At 55.9% G+C, this 22031-nt stretch carries 20 protein-coding genes and 5 pseudogenes; 11 read left to right on the forward strand and 14 right to left on the reverse strand.

The annotated features are described in order from the left end of the window. Window positions 1–395: 395 nt before the first annotated feature. Entirely contained in the window at window positions 396–842 is a 447-nt protein-coding gene (locus BLM14_RS22260) for a hypothetical protein (protein WP_244912469.1), read from the forward strand. A 235-nt stretch (window positions 843–1077) separates the two neighbouring features. Here the strand turns inward: BLM14_RS22260 and BLM14_RS32020 are convergent, their stop codons facing one another. Together BLM14_RS32020 and BLM14_RS32550 are read right to left on the reverse strand one after the other, a co-directional pair. Next, on the reverse strand, window positions 1078–1245 hold the full coding sequence (locus BLM14_RS32020) for a hypothetical protein (protein WP_237143634.1): 168 nt from the start codon (window positions 1243–1245) through the stop codon (window positions 1078–1080). A 73-nt stretch (window positions 1246–1318) separates the two neighbouring features. Then, window positions 1319–1462 (reverse strand): annotated as a pseudogene (locus tag BLM14_RS32550) (recombinase family protein); the annotation flags it as partial. 382 nt (window positions 1463–1844) lie between these two features. Here BLM14_RS32550 and BLM14_RS22275 point away from each other — a divergent pair. Beyond that, the gene (locus tag BLM14_RS22275; protein WP_100002029.1) at window positions 1845–2852 is read left to right on the forward strand and encodes a D-cysteine desulfhydrase family protein; all 1008 of its coding nucleotides are present in this window, start codon (window positions 1845–1847) and stop codon (window positions 2850–2852) included. Between the two features lie 290 nt (window positions 2853–3142). Here the strand turns inward: BLM14_RS22275 and BLM14_RS22280 are convergent, their stop codons facing one another. Both BLM14_RS22280 and BLM14_RS22285 read right to left on the reverse strand, forming a co-directional pair. After that, window positions 3143–3589: a nuclear transport factor 2 family protein gene (locus BLM14_RS22280; protein ID WP_100002030.1), complete on the reverse strand. Its 447-nt coding sequence runs from the start codon at window positions 3587–3589 to the stop codon at window positions 3143–3145. Window positions 3590–3925: 336 nt separating this feature from the next. Beyond that, window positions 3926–4399, reverse strand: coding sequence for a cupin domain-containing protein (locus BLM14_RS22285; protein ID WP_157929580.1), 474 nt, complete (start codon window positions 4397–4399; stop codon window positions 3926–3928). Between the two features lie 671 nt (window positions 4400–5070). On the opposite strand from BLM14_RS22285, the gene BLM14_RS22290 reads away from it, so the two are divergent. Next, window positions 5071–6096 (forward strand): hypothetical protein, encoded by a 1026-nt coding sequence (locus tag BLM14_RS22290; RefSeq protein WP_100002032.1) that lies wholly within the window; start codon window positions 5071–5073, stop codon window positions 6094–6096. A 54-nt stretch (window positions 6097–6150) separates the two neighbouring features. Here BLM14_RS22290 and BLM14_RS22295 read toward each other — a convergent pair whose 3' ends face one another. After that, window positions 6151–7110: an NADP-dependent oxidoreductase gene (locus BLM14_RS22295; RefSeq protein WP_237143588.1), complete on the reverse strand. Its 960-nt coding sequence runs from the start codon at window positions 7108–7110 to the stop codon at window positions 6151–6153. A gap of 152 nt (window positions 7111–7262) precedes the next feature. Here BLM14_RS22295 and BLM14_RS22300 point away from each other — a divergent pair, with 152 nt between their 5' ends. The 3 genes and pseudogenes from BLM14_RS22300 to BLM14_RS22315 form a co-directional block, all read left to right on the forward strand. Continuing rightward, window positions 7263–7559: a LysR family transcriptional regulator gene (locus BLM14_RS22300; RefSeq protein ID WP_100002034.1), complete on the forward strand. Its 297-nt coding sequence runs from the start codon at window positions 7263–7265 to the stop codon at window positions 7557–7559. 20 nt (window positions 7560–7579) lie between these two features. After that, window positions 7580–8158, forward strand: coding sequence for a substrate binding domain-containing protein (locus tag BLM14_RS22305; RefSeq protein WP_237143630.1), 579 nt, complete (start codon window positions 7580–7582; stop codon window positions 8156–8158). Window positions 8159–8691: 533 nt separating this feature from the next. Next, window positions 8692–9334: pseudogene (locus BLM14_RS22315) on the forward strand (arginase family protein); the annotation flags it as partial. A 21-nt stretch (window positions 9335–9355) separates the two neighbouring features. Here BLM14_RS22315 and BLM14_RS31220 read toward each other — a convergent pair. Then, on the reverse strand, window positions 9356–9700 hold the full coding sequence (locus BLM14_RS31220) for a hypothetical protein (RefSeq protein WP_133123862.1): 345 nt from the start codon (window positions 9698–9700) through the stop codon (window positions 9356–9358). Between the two features lie 388 nt (window positions 9701–10088). On the opposite strand from BLM14_RS31220, the gene BLM14_RS22325 reads away from it, so the two are divergent. Continuing rightward, entirely contained in the window at window positions 10089–10988 is a 900-nt protein-coding gene (locus tag BLM14_RS22325; protein ID WP_100002037.1) for a recombinase family protein, read from the forward strand. Window positions 10989–11091: 103 nt separating this feature from the next. Here BLM14_RS22325 and BLM14_RS22330 read toward each other — a convergent pair whose 3' ends face one another. Together BLM14_RS22330 and BLM14_RS22335 are read right to left on the reverse strand one after the other, a co-directional pair. Then, window positions 11092–11496: a type II toxin-antitoxin system VapC family toxin gene (locus BLM14_RS22330; RefSeq protein WP_100002038.1), complete on the reverse strand. Its 405-nt coding sequence runs from the start codon at window positions 11494–11496 to the stop codon at window positions 11092–11094. After that, window positions 11493–11726 carry an AbrB/MazE/SpoVT family DNA-binding domain-containing protein gene (locus tag BLM14_RS22335; protein WP_100002039.1) on the reverse strand — a complete coding sequence of 78 codons (234 nt, stop codon included), beginning with the start codon at window positions 11724–11726 and terminating at the stop codon, window positions 11493–11495. Before BLM14_RS22335 ends, BLM14_RS22330 begins: the two co-directional genes overlap by 4 nt. Before the next feature lie 249 nt (window positions 11727–11975). Between BLM14_RS22335 and BLM14_RS22340 the strand changes: the two genes are divergently transcribed. Continuing rightward, the gene (locus tag BLM14_RS22340; protein ID WP_133123863.1) at window positions 11976–12302 is read left to right on the forward strand and encodes a hypothetical protein; all 327 of its coding nucleotides are present in this window, start codon (window positions 11976–11978) and stop codon (window positions 12300–12302) included. 102 nt (window positions 12303–12404) lie between these two features. After that, on the forward strand, window positions 12405–12545 hold the full coding sequence (locus BLM14_RS31225) for a hypothetical protein (protein ID WP_157929581.1): 141 nt from the start codon (window positions 12405–12407) through the stop codon (window positions 12543–12545). 17 nt (window positions 12546–12562) lie between these two features. On the opposite strand, the gene repC is transcribed toward BLM14_RS31225, so the two are convergent. The 4 genes and pseudogenes from repC to BLM14_RS22360 form a co-directional block, all read right to left on the reverse strand. Then, window positions 12563–13783, reverse strand: coding sequence for a plasmid replication protein RepC (repC, locus tag BLM14_RS22345; RefSeq protein WP_100002203.1), 1221 nt, complete (start codon window positions 13781–13783; stop codon window positions 12563–12565). A 158-nt stretch (window positions 13784–13941) separates the two neighbouring features. Beyond that, window positions 13942–14970 (reverse strand): plasmid partitioning protein RepB, encoded by a 1029-nt coding sequence (repB, locus tag BLM14_RS22350; protein WP_100002041.1) that lies wholly within the window; start codon window positions 14968–14970, stop codon window positions 13942–13944. Beyond that, window positions 14970–16163, reverse strand: a complete 1194-nt coding sequence (gene repA / locus BLM14_RS22355; protein ID WP_100002204.1) for a plasmid partitioning protein RepA — start codon at window positions 16161–16163, stop codon at window positions 14970–14972. Before repA ends, repB begins: the two co-directional genes overlap by 1 nt. A 1090-nt stretch (window positions 16164–17253) precedes the next feature. Beyond that, window positions 17254–18307: pseudogene (locus BLM14_RS22360) on the reverse strand (site-specific integrase). A 260-nt stretch (window positions 18308–18567) separates the two neighbouring features. Between BLM14_RS22360 and BLM14_RS22365 the strand changes: the two are divergent. After that, window positions 18568–19296, forward strand: a pseudogene (locus tag BLM14_RS22365) (alpha/beta hydrolase family protein); the annotation flags it as partial. A 65-nt stretch (window positions 19297–19361) separates the two neighbouring features. Further along, a pseudogene (locus BLM14_RS22370) lies at window positions 19362–19611 on the forward strand (FAD-dependent oxidoreductase); the annotation flags it as partial. A gap of 26 nt (window positions 19612–19637) precedes the next feature. Here BLM14_RS22370 and BLM14_RS22375 read toward each other — a convergent pair. Further along, window positions 19638–21668: a relaxase/mobilization nuclease domain-containing protein gene (locus BLM14_RS22375; protein ID WP_100002043.1), complete on the reverse strand. Its 2031-nt coding sequence runs from the start codon at window positions 21666–21668 to the stop codon at window positions 19638–19640. Next, window positions 21631–22029, reverse strand: coding sequence for a hypothetical protein (locus tag BLM14_RS22380; protein WP_100002044.1), 399 nt, complete (start codon window positions 22027–22029; stop codon window positions 21631–21633). The genes BLM14_RS22375 and BLM14_RS22380 overlap by 38 nt, the downstream gene beginning before the upstream one ends. Window positions 22030–22031: the final 2 nt, after the last annotated feature.

Consider the following 22031-nt stretch of genomic DNA (forward strand, 5'->3'; position numbering starts at 1 on the left):
GCAAGTTTACGCCTCATCTTTGCGCACAACTAGGGAACAATTATCAATCTAGGCCATGTGCAATCTCTACAAGGCCACCACCACCTTTGGAGCGATGCGGCAACTGTTCTTGCCCTTGGGCAATCGAACGATCGGCGGAAACGCAAGGAGTTTTCGGGTTGAGCGTTTCGCCATTTATTTAACCACCAGAAATGCTGAGGACAGTGGATTAGCTAATCTTCTTAGAAGCATGCCCATATCGCTCTCACCATGAGGACGCAGCCAACTAAAACAGCATACGCCGTTATTGGTTCCTCTTGGTTCGCTCATGGAAATCCATGGGGACTAAAATTAGTCTTTTCGGATGATCTGGCCATTACGCATTTCGAAGGCAGTTCCAACTGGAAGGCCAATCATTGAAATATTATTACATTGTAATAATTGGTCCATGGGCGCACCTTACTGGGTATATTGGTCAGCAGGACCGGAGCCGTTGGTTTGGATCGATGCTCGCCACGATGCGCGTTCAGATTATGGACGCATTCGTTGAATTGGAATCCATTATGGATGTCGTTGTAAGAACTTATTCAGGTAAGGGCTCGAAAGAACTGTTTGCATTGCTGGAGGAACGCAAGGCAGACATTGAAGTGCTTTTGCGCTCAACAACAGGATTTGTGAGCTACACTCTGGCCCGTAGTAGTGAAAGTGATGGCGGGCTGTCCATGACCGTATGCCAAGACCAGGCAGGCATCGATGAGAGTGTCAGCATGGCAAAGGAGTGGATTGCAAAGAACGCAGCCCACATTAGCGTGGATGCGCCAAAGGTATCTATGGGAAAGATAATTATTCACGCCACAAAGTAGTAGTCTCTAGTGTTTTTGCCCGGTCGAGCAATTAGCCAGGCCGGGTTTTCTTTGCGAGTCTCCAGCATCGTTCTTGTGCTCGCTGCAGTACCATTCCTGGCCGTATCGCTTCTCAAACCCGAACGCCCCCCACGACTTGCAGCCTTCATGCATGCAGTAGTGCTCGAACAGCCCGGCCGGAGCCTTCTCCATGTGTTCAGGGTAAGAAATTTGCGGTGGCAGCCGAATTGGTTCGTCACTCATCGAGGCTGAGCATTGCCCTGAGTTCGGCAATCTTGCGTTTAATGGCACTGATGGTTTGAGGATCGATCGGCTCTTGATTGCCCGTCGTTCCGATGGAAAACTCTCCATGGCCTTCGTAGATGCCCAGATCTTCTTCCAGTTGCGAAAGCTGGTCGCGCAATTCGTCGTCTGTCAGGGATATAATCCAATGCGTGCTGTAACTCCTCGCGATGGGCGACTGACGAGACCCGCTCCGAATAAAGCCTGGTTACGCCAGCCGCCGTCAAATCGCGATGCTGTGCCTCCAGTCCCGCAATCTGCTCAGTGGTTGACGTTCGCGCATAACCAACTATGGCGCCCATATTTGCCTCCCATGTGCCATGATGTCTAAGACACATTGAGACGGTGCGTCCCAAAAAACAAAGGTTATCTCAGTGGGACAGAACTTGCGCGAATTTTGGTGTGTCAATGAAGCGAGGTCTTATGGGAAAACAGATAAACGTGGCTGTGCCGACGTGGTCGCTTTTGGCGTGAACGTCAGCTAATCGCCCATAGGAGACTTTCTTTTATGCAGTTTGATCGCAGCTTTTACGCCGTTGGCCGACGTTCGCAGAACGAGGGCAATCTTCGCACATTGTGCTTGTGAGGAATTCCGAAGGTCATCAAGCGGGACTCGATGTCCTCTTCCTGACAATGACCGTCTCAAATCGTCAGCGTGCTGCCGCTTGCCGGTTGACCGTAATAGGTTCACCTTTGCAGGGTAAAGCAGGAGTCCGTCCAATGCAGCAAGAGATGCATCCCAGACTGACATTGTCCCAATGGCCCACCCCGATCGAGCACCTCGAGAGGTTATCCGCTGCCCTGGGCGGCCCTCGCATCTTCATGAAGCGGGACGATTTCGGCAGCGTTGCGATGGGCGGCAACAAGCTGCGAAAGCTCGAGTATCTCCTGGCCGATGCGCAGGCGAAGGGATGCAACGTCATTGTCACATCAGGCGCTTTGCAGTCCAACAGCGCGCGGCTGACCGCAGCCGCTGCGGCTAAGCTCGGCCTGGAATGCCATCTCGTCCTGATCGACGAGGTCCCTGACCGGCTGGAAGCATATTACGGCTCGGCGAACCGGCTGATCGAGAACCTCGTTGACGCCAAAGTTCACCTAGTCCAGCGGAACGCCAATCTGGCGGAAGCGGTTACCGACTGCGCCACGCAGCTGCAGGAGATGAGAAAATCGCCCTACGTCATACCATTGGGTTGTTCCAACCCGATCGGGTGCCTGGGTTACGTGACCTGTGCCTTCGAGATCTCCGAGCAGGAGCGTGCGATGGAAAAGAACTTCACGCACATCTTTGTGGTTTCCGGGTCTGCAGGCACACATGCGGGGCTGCTCGCTGGCCTTCACCTCACGAAATCGAAGGCTAAACTAGTCGGAGCGACGATATCCCGCTCGGCCGAGAAGCAGCGCCCTATCGTTGAGGCCCTAGTGGCTGGCGTATCTGCGCTGGTGGGCGCTGATGCTGCTGCCGTCAGTTCGGCGATCGTCCTCGAGGACGGCATGTATCTTCCTGGTTATGGGTTACCCAACGAGTTCTCTCGGCAAGCCATCATGACATGCGCGAAGTATGAGGGCATCCTACTCGATCCGGTCTATACATCGAAGGCGATGGCCGTTCTTTTCCAGCAGATCGAATCCGGCCTGCTCAAACCTTCGCACGACGTGCTTTTCATCCACACCGGCGGCACGCCCGGGCTGTTCGCATACCCTGAGATTTTCAGCGGAAGTAAGTCGTAGGACGAGCTCCAAAATGCGTCTACAACGCGAACTTTCCTTTGATCTGCGTCTGCGCGAGTGGACCGAGCGTCTTACTGCATCCACTCGCTGCGGTTCGCCGTGCGCGGAGAAATCGAACGGCTGGGGTCAGAAGCGTTCGTAGGCGCCGGCAGCGACCAATGTGGCGCACGGCGCCACCAGACTGTGTTAATGTCCGCTTTCGGCACGGTAGAGCGGGCTTCAACGACCGATATTGAGCGCGAAGCGGACATCAGAGGCGATTCGCATTGAGCTCCCCTAGTCCGCCACCGTCACGCCCGGCTTGCGGCGGCCAGCACCGCCTTGACCTGCGGTCCGATCTTGTCCCCTACTCCATTACCGAGGGCCATGACGCCCTTGGCCGGCCGCGCGATCAGGTCGATGTCCAAGATCTCCCCATCAGCGTTGAAGCGGATGAGATGCGCGCCCTTCATCTGGATGTCGCCGACATGCGCGGCGAATTCGAGCATGGCGCTGTCGCCGCCCGCCATCTGGCGTTCATACCTGAAGTCCTCGAAAACCCCCGCCGCGGTTCGGACCAGAAGGCACACCAGGTCATGTCCCGGATAGGGGTGCCACTCCACCGGCGAATGGTAGATCGCCTCGGCGTCAATGATCGAGTCCAGCTCGCCAAAGTCACCGCTTGCGACCATGGCGAGCCACCTCGCCAGAGTTGCCCGCGCCGCCGAACCGAGCGGTGTCGTCGTTTCAGTGGGCATGGCAGTTCATCCTTCCGCTGAGGACAAGATAGGGATTCCTCTTTCGCGCCCATAGGACGAACGGCACCGACGCATTCCGACACCGAGGACGAATTATTCCTGGCGGACGCGCGGGGGCTTCCGCGCACCGCTGAACGTGGCGGCCGTGAGCAGTGTCCTTCTCAAGACGCGACCGCAACGCTCGAATGGCAGCTCAGGGTCGAGACGCGACGTTTTTGGCATTCCTGGCAAACGTCCGGAAGTGGCGCAAAGCCGACATCAATGGATGACCGCTGTTGGCCCTACACGGACTCTCATTTGGTGATACGTAGGCGGCAGCTTTGCGCTCGTTAGCGGTCATTGCCCGACGCTTTCGGCGATGAACTCAATGCCATGTTTCGCACATATTGCTCTAAAATCGAGCGATCCGGCACGATCCGCATTGCCCGTGTCCACTTGTGCGGCCGCAACTTCGGCCACAAATGCCTCAAACACACCGGCGGGGGAGCTTATGATCAATTGGCGGCCGATGCCCCCGCTGATCTTCCTGATCCCGTGCACGACGCCTTTCGGCATAAAGGCCATGCCACCCGGTCCTAACCGCACGATCTGATCGCCAATTTGGAACTCATATTCTCCCTCCATGACGATGTGCGTCTCTTGATATGTGGGATGCCGATGAAGAGAAGCTCCGGTTCCGCCCGGCGCGTCGACGGTCTCACAGATGCTGTAGCCCGCATCCTCGCTGGCTTTAAATGTGAGGGTAATGCGTCCCATTTGGTAGGTGCGTCCCTCGCCACGGTTCAGGTAAGCTGGATCATCGGTAGACATTTCGCTTGGCCTCCCAATGGCTATTATTTGTGGAAGCATATCATAGCTAGGCGATTGGGGCGACGGCAGCGTCAAGTGGAAGTTTCCTTACTCGGCGGCGGCGCGCCCTCCCGCCCGCGCATCACCACCAAGATTGGCGAGCGCGAACCCGGCGAATCAATGTCCGCTCGGGGCCATCACGGGATATGCCCGGCGCTGTCGTCGAGCGGCAGCAATGGGCGAGAAGCCGAGCTGAATGCGCAATGGGTCCAATCAAGTCGAAGAGTCTGAAGTTCCGCTTTCTGGTAATCTGCGCCGCGAAGCTGCCGGTCTCCTGTCGGCCCCATCTCGGTCATTCAATGGTGAGGGCTCGGTCATCGTTACGGCCATAATGACGAATAGATTGGCACATGCATTATTCGGCTCACCTACTAATTCCGGAATTATGTAGCAAAGACCACCAATCTGACTCTATGTAATTGAAAATTAGTATATTGTCGCGATCCTTTTAGGATAAATTACCGCTACGATTTACTCCAACGCCATCCGGCGACAGGCAACTCTCGGCTCAGCGCGCGCTATTGGCGAATGGGCGAGCTGCTGGACGCTTCTCATAAAAATGGCATTGACCTTCAGAGATTAGTCTTGACGCCCCAGAGGTCCGGACTCCATGCAATTTAGCCGCATGATCGATGTTAGAATTTGGGGTCTATACATTTTTAAGCGCTGAGTTGAAGTTTTATTATTTGGTACATGGTATTACAAAAACTATGTTCCGCCGCAGATATCCCCTTTCAGTAGCATTATTCCTGTTCACCGCTGTCGCGTTCCTGCTTCAGGCCATACCCTTCATTGGTGTATTCTTCTGGATGCTGCAGGCTTTGTTCTGGGGCATCATTACGATCAACTTGGCGTTTCTCCTAATCCCGTTCGACTGCGCGATGGGCAGGCTTCCAAAGTGGTGTTTGATAATCCCCGTTCTCTGGTTTGGCGGATACTTTTTTGCTCACGTGGCCAGCCAACACCAAGCGCGCGCCTTTTTGGAAGATGCGTTGGCCGCCAATTCACAAGCCAGGATGGCTCCTCTGACCGAAGACGAGGATGTAGTCATTCATTCTGAGCCACCATATGCCCTTACTGCTGACAATCTTATGGAAAACTTCGATATCTCGCACGCCTTTGAACCAGTCGACCCGCGCAGAAGCTACATGATTTGCGGTAAGTGGCGATCAATTCGCATCCAAGACGCTGGATGCCCCGAGTTGAAGCCGATCGAAGAGATGGGGCGCGTTGTCAAGACGGCCAAGAACGGGTGCATAACGGTCGCAGCACCCTTCAAGGAATTGAATGGGGCGACGGGCTATCGGGACGAAATCAAGGGGGTGTGCAGGATCAGGGGCAACGACAATCCCGGTGATCGCAAGGTAACCGTGCGTGTTCGCAAAGGCCCACCAGAAAGCAACCTTCTCGGCGGCGAAATTCAAACGGTAAGAATTGAGAGAGCTGGCGGGGAGACCGTCACGTTCACAACGGGAAAAATCAATCCTCTCCCGTTGCTCCCACGACCTATCGTCGGATGTTTCTTCGGTTGCATGGCGACGTTTTACAGGCCGGATGAGTTATCGATTGAAAACCGGGATGCAGCGGACACGGTGGCGGCTGTTTTGGGTCTCCGCAAGGCCACGGTCAGCCAACGATATCCTCAGTCTCTCCGGTAACACGTGCACAAAATTCGCAGTAGGGCCCAAGCGGACAAACTTTCGTTCAGAGCATCATAGCTTGACCAGTTGCTTGCCGAAGTTCTCTCCCTTCAACATCCGAACGAAAGCGTGGGGCACGGTCTCAACCCCTTCCGCAACATCTTCCCGTGTCTGAAGCAGTCCCTGTTTGTACCATGACTGCAGATCGGCAATCCCGATTTCGTATTCTCCCTCGTGGTCGTCGAGCAAGAACCCTTCAATCCGCGCACGGGTAATCAGCGTCCTTCTGAGATGCCTGACACCGATATCGGGCTGGTCAAATCGGTCGGCCAAGGCAATAGTCCCGACGACCACCACCCTGCCAAAGGTGTTGAGGTTTAGCATGGCTGCATCGTGAATCGGCCCGGCGGTATTGTCGATAAAGACATCGACGCCTTCGGGGCATGCGGTGGCGACATCTGCCACGAGATCAGCCGAGCTTCGATGATTGACGCCGGTCCGATATCCAAGCTCCCTGCACCATTCCAGCTTCTCGTCTGAGCCCGCAACAGCGACTGGGTCGAACCCTTTGATCCGCGCGATTTGTCCCGCAATCTGCCCCACAGCTCCTGAGGCGGCCGAGATCAACACCGTTTCCCCCACCTTCGGAGTCGCGGTTTTGAGGAGGGCAAAGTAGGCGGTGAGACCGGGCATGCCGAGATAGCTCAGCGCGGACTGAATCGGAGCGTCCGTAATTGTCACTGATTTGGCTGACGCGGCCGGGATAACGCTAAACGGCTGCCAACCAAAATGATCGCTCATCACGACGTCGCCTGGCTTGAACTCTGGAGACTCAGATGTAATTACCTCGCCAATTCCGCCGCCGCACATCAGATCGCCAATTTTAAAACCAGTAGCATAATTCTTCGCGGGGCTGATCCGACCGCGCATATAGGGGTCGACGGAGAGCCACAAAGTTTTCACCAGCAACTCACCATCCGCAGGCTGGGGAATTGGGCGGTCCTCCAAGGCCCAGTTCTCGACGGAAGGCATTGCGGAAGGGTAGCTCCGAAGTATCCAGCTAGGATTCGTGGGCATGTCCATCTCCTCAATTTGAGCGTTCGCCGTATTGATGCATGAATCCGATTTCCGTGTTAATGGTCGCTCGATGAGAGACATTATTTTGAATTTCGGAAGAATGGCGAATGGATATGATCGAGGCCATGAAGGTGGCCGTGGCAGTCGCCAGGCATAACAGCTTCTCTTCTGCGAGCCGGGATTTGCGCCTTTCCGCTGCCTCGGTAAGCCGCATTGTGGCAGACCTTGAGGCCGATCTCGGCGTACGTCTCTTCAACCGCACCACCAGGCAGATCAATCTGACAGATGCCGGGATGGAGTTCGTTCAAAAGAGCACCTGCCTCCTGGAGGAGCTTGATCTGATGCGGAGTGCGGTACGCGAACGCCACGACACCCCCGCGGCCAGCTCCACGTCTCCTGCGTAACGGCCTTTGGCAATGAGTGCCTGGCACCAGCGGTTCCTGAGTTCCTGCGAAGGTTCCCGCAGCTCGATGTCTCTATCGACCTTGGCAATCGGCTGGTCGATCTCATAGGAGAGCACTTCGATGTCGCCATCCGGGTAGGACCGTTGAACGATTCATCCCTGATCGCACAGAGGATTTTCACGCAGAGGATCGTGTTCGTCGCTACGCCCCAGTTTTGCGAGCGATATGGGACACCCAAGACCTTAGATGAGATCAGAGCTTGCCCATCCGTTACTCAGGTCAGCGGGAATTGGGGGCGCGTACATAGGTTTTCGCATGGAGGAAAGGTCATTGACTTCGAAGTGCCGCAGCATCTGACAATGAACTCAGCGCGAGCGGTGAGAAACGCCTGCCTTACGGGAGGGGGCTATTCCCTCTTGGGCGATTTCATGGTCGCCCAGGATATAGCGGAGAATCGCCTCGTGCGGCTGCTGCCGGACTATGAACCCATCGAGCAACCGATCTTTGCGTTCTACGCTCAGCGACGGCATACCCCACGTAAAGTCAGGGTGTTTATTGACTATTTGGCGGAGGTGTTCAGCGGCAAGAATACCACGTGAGACCTCATGACATCTTCTGTCGGGGACAGAATCGCCCCCAGCCGGCTACTTTTCTCCGCCGCTTACTGTTTACCGATAATTACCAAAACTGAGAAATGTCTTGCAGGCATTCGCCATTAAACCACTGTTTATACAGGTCCACGCGATCGTCGCACTCTCAGATTTGAAACGCTTAGTCAAAAAATCAACAACCTGTTTCTGGCTTAGCGTTTCAAATTGAAATCGTTAGAAGCCACACCGGAAATCTGCCCCGCGTACCGTTTTAAGTAACCGGACCAAATTCCCGGGCAAGATAGTTCAAATGGATGCCGCGACGATATCCACGTACTTGGGGTTGTTTGCGGGAGGGGGCGGAATCCTACGCTAAGCTCTCTTTTCAAACCTGCCGAACAATGGAACCTATCGGTATGTCGGCCCCAAGGGGGAACTTAGGGATTACGGACAACGGGTCCTCGGTTTGGTGTAGGATGCGACACCCGTAAACTACTCACCATGCTTGCTTAACAGAATTTCACCTTTTCAGGACCGCCCCAATGAACATCTCATCCTCTTTTCTCGGTTTTCCCGCTAATCTTGGCGACGACCGAATGCCACCGTATGGTGATATTTGGTGTTGGTCACGGCAGCACCTATCCGGGCAAGGACAGTAGCGGCTACACCCTGTCAGCTGACGCGATTCGCGCTGCAAGCCAAGACGATGCCACACTCGTAGAGCACTGGGATTTTGATCTTGGAGGGCCGCTTTTTAACGGCGAGCCGGGATGCTGTATTGATGCTGGCGACATCCAGACCACCATGCATGACAATGAAGGCAATCGAGCCCGTATCGAGGCGAAGACGCGTGAAGCCTTGGCATTGCAGGCCGTACCGATCCTGCTCGGCGGCGATTGTTCTCTGACATTTCCCTTTCTCGCCAGCTTTAGAGACGACGGCCCTGTCTGGGTTTTGCAGATTGATGCCCATATCGACTGGCGCGACGAGGTCCACGGCGAACGCTACGGCTACTCCAGCCCTATGCGTCGGGCGAGTGAGATGCCGCATGTCGCGGGCATCGTGCAAGTCGGCCTGCGCAGTGTTGGCAGCGCACGTCTGGCGGATGTTGACGCGGCACGACGCTATGGCAGCCACTTTGTAACGGCTCGTGAGATTCACACACGTGGCGTCGATGCTGCTCTTCCGGCGCGTCCGCTTTGACGATTACCTCGCGCGTGACCCGATCGCGCTTAACACCGCGGCCGCCCTTGCTGCTATTTTTCCCGGCTGTAGGCTTGCTCGCGTTCTCCATCCCGATGGCCGAAACGGCGGTCGTGGCGGCAAATTCTTCAGCCGGGCGATTTCGTCTCGAAGCAATTGGTTATCGAGGCGCAGACTATCGTTTTCCAGCTTCAGTCGTTCATTGTCATCACGCAGGCTCTGGTTCGCGGCGCGCAGCGCTCCGACGTCCGCTTCAAGCTCATCCATCTTGCCGACCAAACCCGCAACCAGCCGGCGCATGGCACCGAGCGACAAGGTCTCAACAGAATCAACGGATGGCAGGTTCATGCCACCTTGAATCAGAATTCGCTGCGCTTGAAAATCTATCTGCCCGGGAATTTGGTCCGGTTACCCGTTTTAAGATTTTGCCGACGCGAACGTTGAGGACTTTAACACACTGTTTACGTTAATACTTTTCGTCACACTGAAATTAAATAACAATTAGCTTCCTCTTATCAGACTAAAAATGTGTAACTCGCTATGCAAGGCATACCTGCTCGAAGTTGCATTCGATCTGTAGTGCCCCGTCGATCATCCAGATGCGCGTTTTCCCAGCTTTCCGGCGTTTCGTCTACTTTAGAGATGCTCGCTCACCTATTATCGGCATTTTCAACTGACCGTTTATCCATAACTTCCGATATTGTACAAAGGCGTTTTTCGTTGCTAGAATCCTCGGATGAAAGCTCTCCAAAAGCCCCGCCTAATCGGTTATGCCCGCGTCTCCACTGAAGATCAGGTACATGATGCCCAGCTCATCGAACTGAAAACCGCGGGTTGTCACGAGATCTTGGAGGAACACGGATCCGGCGCGTCCCGGGCCCGGCCTGTGCTGGCAAGATTACTGCGCGAGATCAATGCCGGCGATGTCTTGGTCGTGGTGCGGCTCGATCGTCTGGCACGGTCTGTCAGCCATCTGCTTGCCGTCATCGAGCAGTTGGAAGCGCAAGGCGCCCATTTTCGCTCGCTTCGCGATCCGATCGATACCTCCACGCCACAAGGTATGTTTTCTTTGCAGGTTCTGGGCGCTGTTGCGCAATTGGAGCGCTCACTGATTTCCGAGCGTACGAAGGCCGGTATCAAGGCGGCCAAAGCGCGAGGCAGACTTCCGGGCAATCCTGGCCTACGCAAGCAGCTCCCCGATGCTCTTGCCAAGGCGGCAAAGGCGCGTGACAAGAGTCATCTTTCGGATCTGACCGCAACCATGCCGTCCTGGCTGCCGGTGGTGCAGCGCATGCGGCCGGACCATCCGTGGGAAGACGTAGCACGCAGTCTCAACCATCAGACGGGACAGAATTGGAGCGTTGATCGCCTGCGCCGCTCAGTCAGACGGCTGGTTCGCGAAGGCTTGGCCGATCCTAGGCTGATACGCCCCTCGCCTCGCCGCACGCCGGAAGACCGATTGATGTCGCTGATCACCGGCATCGCCAAGGCCAACCCGGACCTGGCCTTGCGCGACATTGCCAGCCAGCTCGAAGCGATGCATGAACGCACGCCCCGCGGCTCTTCCACTTGGGCAGCCTCGTCGGTCAAGAATCTGCTCGACCGAGCCAAAAAGCTCGGGTTGGTATCACAATAGCCGTCGCAACCCTCGCGATCCGATAAATGCAGGGCCGCTGCATCAGATCGGACCGAAGGTGAATTCTCGGCTCGCCTCGTGGGTCAGTAACGGTGGACATGCGTCAAATACCGGGGGTGATCAGCGTTAGCGATGGAAAATAAGTTCGATATCGACCGACATCGCGGGTGAGCAGGGTCAGTTGGCTAACGGCCGCTTGAGCGCCAATGAAGAAGTCGGGCAGAACGCCGGTGCGCGATCCTCCCGATCTACGGTATTGCATGAAGACTTTTCCGGCCAGGAACAGGGCAGCACGCGGTATTGGAACAATTTCAAGGCCAGCTTCACCGACAAACGCCTCAAGTTCCTCAATGCGGCCGTAACGAACCGCAAGCTCGGCATAGACCACATCATTGATCAGTAGTGGACCGCGCAAGGATGCCGCCTCAAGCTGCGCGATCGACCAATCGGCCCAATTCGGGTCGTCGGTGACGAGATCGAGTAGAACATTCGTGTCGACCAGAATCACGTTTCACCGCGCGTCAGCGCCATGATCGCGTCAGTATCAAGTCCGTCGCCGGCATGGCCACGCAGGTTGCCAAAGCGGCTTGGGGGCTGCTTTCTGTCGGCACGCGTAATAACGACGCTGCCATCGCTTGCCCGGTGAAAATCAACCTTGCTGCCTGGCACTATTCCCAGAAAGTCGCGCACCGGCTTGGGGATAGTCACTTGCCCCTTCGTCGTAACGGTTGTAGTCATATCACCCTCGGTAATGATTTCTATCCACAAGGTATTACCTGTGAAGGAGGGTTTCAACCCCCGTCTATTGGACGCGACAATCCTGCCCTCACCCGAGACGTAACTCCGAGCACCCCAATCCATTGTGGTACATGTCGCACCTATCTTGGCACCTGGGCCGAAACTTAAAGCGGAATTCATTGCCAAAGGCGGGGAAAACAAATGCGTTATCACGTGTGAAACAATATGGCCCGAACGGCGTTTGAGAGCATGGATGAGATCGTTTGGCAAAAAACCAGCCTTGGCGCGCAAGAGCCGTCGCATGAGCTCACAGCGACTGCCCCGAATGGGATTGACGTCGGCCGGATCTATCGCATCGATGGAGGCCCGCTTAAAGGCCGCTGGCGCTGGATTTTTCTGCTTGGCCATTCACAATTCCGCCAAGGCATAATGAGCGGTGACCAGGCATCGAAGCAACGGGCCGCTGACCAGGTGCGGAAGACATACGAATCCTATCTCGAAACACCGGGCAGCGATGGCGGCGGCCAAAGCCGGATACCGCTCAAACGGTACTCAACCCAAAACCCGGCAGTTTGATATATAATACGCTTTTCGATCCATTCTCAGGTGATATTCCATTGCCGAGCAGAAGGCGGAACGATGTGCATCGAACTGTGTCCAAAACAGCGGAGATGATGGATGAGACAACAGCACCTCGTCCTCCTTGCGCTCGTCATGTGTTTTGCGCTGCTCGCGGCACTCGCCTTTTGTTCGACCGAAGACCCGCCGCCCGGCCGAGCGCCTGTTCAGCCGCTGCAACAGCAAGGAACTGGCGGCTGACCGGCCCATTCGACTCGTCATGAAGTCGCGATCACCAGCTGCGGATGGACGCCATTAGCCTTCAACGCCGCCATCAGCATCGGCCCGACGGAAAACTCCCCTACCCTCGCCTTTTCGGTCAAAGCTCGCAGGTAACCGCCGGCAGAATTGATGTTTTGAGCTCGCTGCAGGATGCAGGCGATAACGATGGCGGTGTTCTCCTGGCCAAAGACATCGAGCGCATCCTCATAGGCCGAGGGGGAAATGCCGAGATAGCCCCTTACCTGCGCCGCCGTGGTCATCAGATCGCGCCAGTTGCTGATCCCACTGGCCGCATAGTCGGCGATTTCCGGACAGGCCTTCATCACCAGTCCAAGCGGATAGGCTTTTGTTACATCTTCAGCCTTGGGTTTTACCAGCTCGAGTTTCGGCCCTTGGTTTTTTCGAAAGCGAGGTTCAAGATCAGGATGAGAGTCGGGTTTTGAATTCTGTTGCTGCGGTTCATATTGAGACTCATTGGCGCTCGGATTCTCAGCATTTACATGTTTTTCCAACAGCATAGCCACTTCGTCGTGCAGCGCCGCCAGATCGCATAGGATTGGCTCCAGGGCGGCAAGCACTGTCTGGCGCGGGATTGCCTCCACAATCGCCCGAAAACGCTTCCAGAGTGTTCCCCAGTCGCCAGGAACGTCTTCCGCGACGGCAACCTCAATGAGCTTCCCAATATCGCGCCTGTGCAGCGTAATGCGCTCCCGAACGAGCTTGAGGGCCATAGACGCCGCGCGCACGCTCTCAGCGGCCTGCTGCAGCTCTTCTGCGCGTACCAGCAGCGGGGCCAGGGAGAAGCCGAACGCGTCAGTGATCTCCCCTCCCCTGCCCTTCCTCGAATAGCGTTTGCCGTTTGGGCTGTCCTTGCGGGTGATCAGCTCGCATTCGAGCAGCGCCGCGAGGTGGCGGCGCAACGTGGCATTAGCCATGCCGTGGGCGCGCATCGAAAGCTGGGCATTGGAAGGAAAGACCACCAGCCCGTTGTCCGCCGACAGTTCATTGTCGGGCAGGAACGACAGCAAGGCATTGAGCACGGCCAGGGACCGGTCGCCAATACCAATGATTTCTTTGCCTTCGCACAGCCAGCGATAGACCTGCCACTTGTCGGCCGTTTTCCCTGCTTCGATTTCCTGCGCTTGTGTCTGCGCTTTCAAATGCGCAAGTGACATTGATCGCCGCCCAAAGGGCGTCGTTATGAGATTTCCAATCATCTCCATTCACCTTTTAAAAAGGCAAAAGAAGCCAACTCGCCAAAACGACGATCAAGACTCTTGACAGTGATTCGTGGAAATGCGATTCTCTAGCTGTTCAGACTTATGAGAAGGGCTTCCGCGACTACGTCGTTTGGGGGCCTTTTTCTTTTGCGCGTTCAGTCTCCTGTAGTTTCCCTTTTTGACCTTCTGTATGCCTCGTAGAGACCGTCCAATTGGCCAGTGATAAACTCTGCGAACTCAAGGCCGTAATCCGCTTTAATGCTGATTGAGGCCTTCTTTTGGGTGCCATTCAGCGAAACACTGCCTGATTTATCAACCGGAATCCAAGCCTGGGTACGGGAGGCTTCACTAGCCTTCTCTGGCTTCCCGTTGAGAGCATCGACCGCTCGTTGAAAACGTTGATCGCTGGAAAGTGTTCTGGAGTTGTCCGCGGACAACAGCGCCACCAGGTCCTTACCTTTAGCCCTCGGGAGCAAGTCAGCGAACTCCATCCATCGCCGCCTTCCAACCTCCGGTGCGTTCCCGATCGCTTCTATCAACTCGATCGGTATCTGACGTACAACGGAGATCATTTTCGACAGGGCGGCTTTATCAATGCCAAGCGCGGCCATAATTGTGTCTCTGGAAAACGTACGATCTTCGAGGCGAACAGCAAACAGCGCGCGTTCAATGTATGACAGATTCGTTCGGGCATTGTTTTCCTGGCCCTGACTAACCACGAGTTGATCATCGGAAAGTTCGCGGATAACTGCACGAACCTTGATGCCAAGTTCCTTGACGGCTGCTAACCTACGGTGACCGTACGCTACCTGATATCGGCCTTTAGCTTCTGCGTGCGGACGGACGAGAATTGGTACCTGCTGTCCATGGTCCTTGATCTGGCCGACGAGTTCGGCAAGTTCCACTGGGTCAATACCAAGTCGGTCACTGATGAACGATCCATCGACTAAGGTCGGATCAAGTTCGACAATCATCTGGCCTTCTGCCAGCTGTTTTTCGATATCCTGAGCACGCTCGAATTTTTGAGTGATATTACCAAGCGTCTTCGTAATGCCACCGATGGGAGCACTGCGAACTGCAGGAGCAATGAACCCAGCGATAGGCCTCGCTGAAGTCATCGCCGTTGCTTTATCGAAAGCCGCATCGCCGTCGGCAGAAACTTCAATCAAATTCTTGCGAGCCATTATTTCCTCCCCCAAGTCGACTTCAGGAGGCCTTCGATTTCTGAATTTACCGCGTTCAAAGATTCCATCGCACGATCGTAAGTGCCCCGAGTGAACTGGCTTCGTTCAACCTCGTAGAGTGTTTGTTTCGTTACGCCGGCATCGGAGATGGCAGTAGACTTCAGCATATGATTGTGCAGCATCCGGTTACCGAAGATGGCGCGCATAAAGCCGGTCATTTGACTTTGCGGACCGTCGTTCGGTTCGTACCTCGTGACGAGATAGCGCATCCAGTCGTAGCTGGTGCGGCCGCCTGCCCTTTCGACCACAGCCATCATCTCGCTCGTCATCGCGAGAAACTGCGACATGGACATCACGTCGAGCATCTGTGGATGCACGGTGATCAAAACGGACGTCGCTGCGCATAATGCGGACATCGTCAAAAAGCCAAGCTGAGGTGGGCAGTCAATAATAACCACATCGTAGAGACTCTCGATGTCCGTCAGAACCTCCCCGATGCGAGCGAAGAACATGGACTCTGCCGATCCGGACGTGATGGCTCTCGGTGTCTCGTGTTCGAATTCCATCAACTCGAGATTGCCCGGTACAATATGCAGGTTCTGAGTGTATGTAGCCCGAACGATTTCCGCGATTGGTCGCGGCCCTTCGTAACGGATCGCACCGTAAAGCGTCTCGCCCTCGCCTACATCTAGCTCCGGTTGATGACCGAAGAGTGCCGACAACGAAGCTTGTGGATCGAGATCGATGGCCAGAACCCTATGGCCACGAAGAGCGAGATATTGGGCTAGGTGAGCGGAGGTCGTTGTCTTCGCCGATCCGCCCTTGAAATTCATGACCGCAATAACTTGAAGTTTTTCTCCGGGGCGCCGGTTCGGAATGTACTTTGGGGAACCGTTTTTCTCATCGAGAGATCGGCGAATGTTATCCATATCGTCTGGGGTGTACAACCGCCTGCCATTTGCTAGCGGCTCGGGTCCGAATCCTTCCGAAGCTACCTGTCTCAGGTAACCCTCACCAATGCCGATATAGTAAGCGGCTTCCGCTGGTGCGAATTGGCGGATCGTCTTTTGAGATGTTGGCGGGAAAATCTTCTGCTGATGCAGTTGAAGCTGCCGTGACAATTCTATCGAATCCGCTGATAGCATCGACGGCAGGTGTTCCTGCTCATTGTTCTGGCTGGGTCTTTGTAACATCGGCTGGTCCTCGAACTGCGCAATTGATGCAGGATTCATTCAAACTGCGCAGTTACAATATGCTCCGATTCGTAAACGATTTACAAACACTTAACTATAACGTCGTTTTGGCCGATTGAATGCGGTAATGGGGGAGCAGAATACGAGACCAAAGCAATGCTTAAAAGTTGTCCGCGGACAACTTTTAAGCGACGCGCCAACGACAGCGCAACGTACGGTCCATCAGCCGTCTTGCCCGTCATGTTTTTGGCTATGCTTGTCGTTAGACGGCACGTATCCCTGGTCGTGTATCGATAGGGGAGTCCAGCCCCTGGTCATCGACCAGCCTGAACACCTTCGCCGCCTTGCTGACTGTTTCCCTACCAACCGGGTAATGAAATTGGCGGCAACTGCCGCGACGGCTGGAAGCTCGCATTCGCAACCTCAAGCGCAGATCCAGCAATAGGTATGCTTGTAATTTCAATTCGGTTCTTTGCCGCCTCAATGTCTATCATCGCTCCGGCAGAGCACGAATGCATGCATCTGATGGAAGCGGTGAGAGCCACGCTGATATGGCGATCGGTACTTTAAATGTGCTGATCGAGGATCGTAAGACAGGTAAGTTGTCGGCGGACAATCTGCAGGCTTAGGCCAGTGAATTCCAAAGCCCTTCGGCATGCCTGGTTCAACCTGGATTGTCGTCGGCGATCTTGCGATAGTGTCACGCCGCGCGGATGCCTTAAGAGACCTTGCAATTGGTGCGCCGCAACATTATCCTTTATCTATCGAATCGGTTCACCTCCTCCCGAGCCGCTTCGATCCGACGGACAGCACACCTCCTCCCGAGCTGTTGGTCGCTATCGAAGCCCGGCGCACCTCCTCCCGCGCCGGGCTTTTTTCGCGGGCGTCGAGCCATGACCCGCAGGGGCGGGGCCTTTCCAGGTTTTCCACCTATCGCTCGCCGCCCCTCAGGCCACTCTATTGCAAAAATGGTATGCTTAGTGTGCTTAGGGTGCAGCTCTAAGCGGCAGGACAGGTTGCCGGCAGGAAATAGTCGCGTTCAAGCGAATAGCCTTGCCGCGCGGTTATGCTTACGACCAGCGCCGTTTTATTAGGCCGACGTTTGCTGGAGGGATTTGTGGCGCGACTGCTCCATCGCTTCCAGCAAAGGAATTCCTTGGTTTGCAGCCTCGGCGAGATAGCCGAAGCGCAGCCCGTGAGCGGAAAACTGCGATGGGTCGAGACCGGCTTGGGCAATGCGTGATTTTAAAATCAGGTTGACCGATTGCGGCGTCAGCGCCCGGCGATCAACGTTGCCCCATTGAGCGATGCGCCGAAAGACCGGTCCGGTCTCGATTCTGCTTTCGTCAATCCATCTCCGCAATGCCATGACCGGACGCCCGATCAGAATGACACGCTCGTCGTCATCGGACGTCGTGGTCTTGGTTCGGCCAAGGCGCGAATGCGCAGGCAGGGCAGGAGAGGGGAGGCGGGATCATTAGGGTCGCCACTTCCGACCGCCGTCGACCGTCGGATGCAAAGGCCATCAGCCGTAGTGCGCGGTCACGCAGATCGACAAGCTTGTCGCCGGCGCAGGCATCCAATAGCTTCGCCAGAATTTCGCTGGTGACTGCCTTTTTGCTCTTTCTCTGCCGCGGCCGATGGTTTGCGCGCTCCGGCAGTCGGAGCGCGCTCTTCAGGGATGGGCGGGAAAAGGCCCGACCAACCCACGCCAGCGCGTCAGGATTGACCAACTGGTCAGCCGGCGGCGAACGGTGCTTGGCGCATACGGCCCGGCGCTTCGCAGCGTCCCATTGGCCTGCAGCGCAACCGCTATCTCTTCCAGCATGCCGTGTTCCGGATTGTTTTCGCGTCCGGCGGGATCCCACTGATGGTGGGCAAAGAATTTCAAAAGCAGTCTTTCCGACACCGGCCAGGGGGAGGGGAGTGCCCGTGACAGCCAGACACCAGGTTTCAAGGTAAGCAAGGTCCGAGGCGAGCGCCCGCATGGTATTGTCGCCCATGCCGTTGTGTGCAAGATGCTTGAGCGTTGCCACATCGTCGTCGGTGAGAAGCGCGGCGAGCTGCTCGCGGCGGTCGATCGGCAGGTTGGCGGAAAGCACGTCCAATTCTGCGGCGCGTTTCAGAACGGCCTGACCTGTCACAGATTGGTTATGGCTCGTTCAAGATAGCAAGAAATTCGTATCAGATGGCTAACTATTCATACTTGTTAGTTATCGATATGGTTAACGATGGATAGCAGAAGCTGTCTTTTTTTTAACTTCCGCTCCGCATGTTCCACATAGTGATATCAATAAGTTATTAGCTATCCTCAATGCGGCTGCAGACTCGAATGCGTGGTACACGGGGCAAAAGAGTAGCATAATCGATTATAGCTTGACGAGAACGCGCCAACGGCGGTCACCGGGGTGACGGAGCCACAGTCGAGCTTTTTCAAGCTCAAGCTTCGAGCTTAACGCCTGCAGGAGCAATATTAATTGTTCACGGCAATCAGGGTGGACTTCTCATCGGAGCGAGGGAGATCGTCGATACGGGAATGTTGCTTCGGTTCTGTTCTGGTTTGAATATCACTGCGGCGGCAGTCTCGCAGCCCGGTTTTGGCGCTTCAGACGGTCCTGCCGATTTCTGCGGTCCGAGGACTCAGCAGGCGATCATAGCCGCTCTGTCCTTTTTGCGGGAACAACCGTCTGTCGATCCTGAGTGTATCGTTCTCTATGGCCACAGCCGGGGGGCCGTTGCATCGGCAATGGTCGCCGCTCATGTTTCTGATCTGCGCGCAATCATTCTATCTAGCGGCGTCTACGATCTCAAAGCGACTTTCGAAAACAGTTCGCAAGGCCTGCGATGGGCAATCCAGAAGGAGGCAGGCCTATCGAGCGAAGCCTTTCTGGTGCGCTCGGTCATACATCACGTGCATAAAATCCGGTCGGAAACGATCCTGTTGCATGGAAGGCATGACGACCGCGCTCCCGTCGCCCAAGCCGAGATATTCTCCGAAGCTCTATCCGACGCCGGACTTCCAGTTGTGCTCCACGTGTTTGAATGCGGACATCGAATTTCGGGGGAACACTCGCGGACTGCCCTTCGCCCCTTCCTGCAAAGGATATTCGATCCCGTCGTAACACGTCACTGAGCAAGTATGTCCGCTTCGACCCCCGACAGCAGACGTCGAATGAACGGCGTGTTGTCGGGGGCGAACGGGTGCGCGGGATCCATACAGACAAGGACAAGTTGAGTGCGGACGTCGATCGTCGCATTGGGCAGTTACTCGCCGCTTCTCCTCAAGCCGCTCGGTATCAGGCTCCCCGTTCACCCGCCGCTCAAAGGTTATTCTCTGACCATCCCGATCACGGACGCATCCCGCGCTCCGGAATCGACGGTGATGGACGAAACCTACAAAATGGCCATCACTCGGCTTGGCGACCGGATCCGCATGGGTGGCATGGCGTAACCATCCTCCAGCCCTCCATCATACTACCGGTCCCGCTCCCCCTCCTTGGATCGCGGCGGGCGCACTTTGATGGTTCGAACGTTTTCTCTCGAGTGTTGAAGCTCCTGTTCCGGCGGGAAAGGTTTGGTCGCGTGCTCTTCGTCTCTGCCAGCATGATCTCTCGCCTGCAGCGCCAGTTGCGTGCGGCCGATATCCACCACCTTGTGCGTCGATGTTCTAGGTTGCGCTTCGCGTTCGCCAACACGGTCCTTGCCGCCCGCGCTCTTGGTGCTCATCGCAGCCGGCTGCGTGTCACGATCTTTTATCCGGACATCGATGCGGGAGGCTAGCTGCAGGTCGACCAGTTTGGTGATGACCTTGGCCGCCTTGTTGAACGTTTCCTTATCGATCGGGTTGGTGAGCTTGGCTGCGACATCGACGACGGCCTTGGCCACGCGCTCTTTGGCAATGTCGGCTTGGGATTGTGAGATGGGAGTTGTCCTGAGCATATGTACTTCACCTCTTACTAAAGCGGGGTTGCGACCGTCACGGATGGCTGTCTCGAGGCGGTCGTATTCGCGTGTGAGCCCGGCAAGCAAATCCTGGCTCAACTCGCGGGCTGTACTCGACACCGACCGGTCTTTGCTCAAGCGATCGAGCATACCAATGACGCGGTTCAGATTTTTCCTGGTGTCCCGAAAGCGCGCTCTTGCCGCCGCAAGCTTGGGAGTAGTCGGCTTGTCATGGATCTTCGCGCGGACTTTGTCCGCCAGGGTTGCCGGGGAGGCCGCGCCCATGCGGTGGAACAGTTCCCATTCCCAGCGTTTGATCTGTGGGGGTCCGGCACGATCGTTGCGTTTTTGCGGTTCCAGTTGGATACCACGCTCGCGAGCTTTTTCGGCGAAGCGCATCCGCCATTCGGTGAAATCACGAATGCTGGGATCAAGGCGTTTGCCGCGCGAATCACGCAAGGCCACGATTACGTGGAGGTGAGGGTGCTTTGATTTGTCATCGCGATTGTGGACGGCATAGGTATAGCGGTGTGTGCCGAATTGTGCGCTCAGGAAGGCTGCCCCTGCCTTGACGAACCGGTCGCGGTCAACATTGGCGGGTCCGGATATGAGCAGGTGCATGAAATCGCGACTCTGGTTTGTGTGCATCAAAGACGCAATGGTTGCGCTCTCCCGGGTGATCGCCTTGCGGTCGCGTGTGGTGACGCTACGCCGGTCAGGACCGCGCTCATACTGGCCGGCGCTGTCTTTCCGGTCCTTGATGCGGGTTTTTGTCGAGATCGTCACCTCGACGCCACCGCGCGTCATTGCGTGCAGCGTGGCGCTCAGGCCCTTCCGTCCGGATGCGGTCTTGGCCTGACACCGAGATACCGGCGTAACGCCTTCGCCGAGCAGAAAGCCATCGATGCGGCGATCGATCTGGTGGATCAAATCGAGTGTCGGATTTAGTCGGCTAACCTTACTCTTGTCAACGCGACTCTGCTTTTCGTGCGCCATAATGAGAGCGAGCGTTAGCCGCGTCTGGTCGTTAACATCAGGACTGGTGCTGAAAGCGTATGAGCGCTCTGTATCGCCCTGATCGTAGAACCCCTCAGAGGCGGCGCGTTCAAGTGCGCGGTTGACCGTCTCACGGTCAGCATTTTTTAGCCCGTAGCTAAGAATAAGAACATCCTTCGAGCCTTCTCGCCCTTCGAACTCACGGCTCCAGTCCTCAATGGCTTTCTCGATGTCGGCGATTTCGCGGCCGTTGTGGTCGGTCGCTTTTTCTTCCTTGGCTTGATAGGTGAGGACATTGCGAGCGGAATTGGCGCCGGCACCGTAACTCAAGACCTTAAGCACCACGGCGTTGTTGCCCTGCGCACGACTTACGGCAGTTGCGACACCGAAGCCGTGCGCTGCGTGCTGTGACAGCATTGCAGGAGCGGGAAGGGAGCGCTTGCCGCCACTCGATCCACCGCCGCTGCCGCGACCACGGCGTTTGTCCTCGATGTTCTCGAAATAGGTCGGCAGTGCCCGGTTGGCCGCCTCAATACGGGAAAGAAGTTTGGATGGGTTCTTCGTCATGGCGCTGAACAAGCGTAGCAATGAAAGGCGAGGCACGAGGCGTGGCAGCGCTGCGCAGGGTATCGATCGTTTGCGACTGTTCGCTCAATTCCGATATGATCTTGCGAACCCCGGAACGCTTTCCCGGATCCACCATTTCCTCAAGATAATCCTCCAACGTCGCCACGAGGTCGCGGTGAAATTGTTGGATTTCCCGCAACGCCTGGTCATGTTCGTCGAGAAGGGCGGGGATTTGCGAAACCTCGCGCAGAACGATCATTTTGACGATACTGCCGGGTGTGGTCTTGAAGCGTTTTGCCAGCGCCTGCAGATCGTTCGCGACGGAGTTTTTGATACGAAAAAATATTCGGGGATTAGGCATGG

The organism is Phyllobacterium zundukense, from assembly GCF_002764115.1.
GTDB classification, from domain to species: Bacteria; Pseudomonadota; Alphaproteobacteria; order Rhizobiales; family Rhizobiaceae; genus Phyllobacterium; species Phyllobacterium zundukense.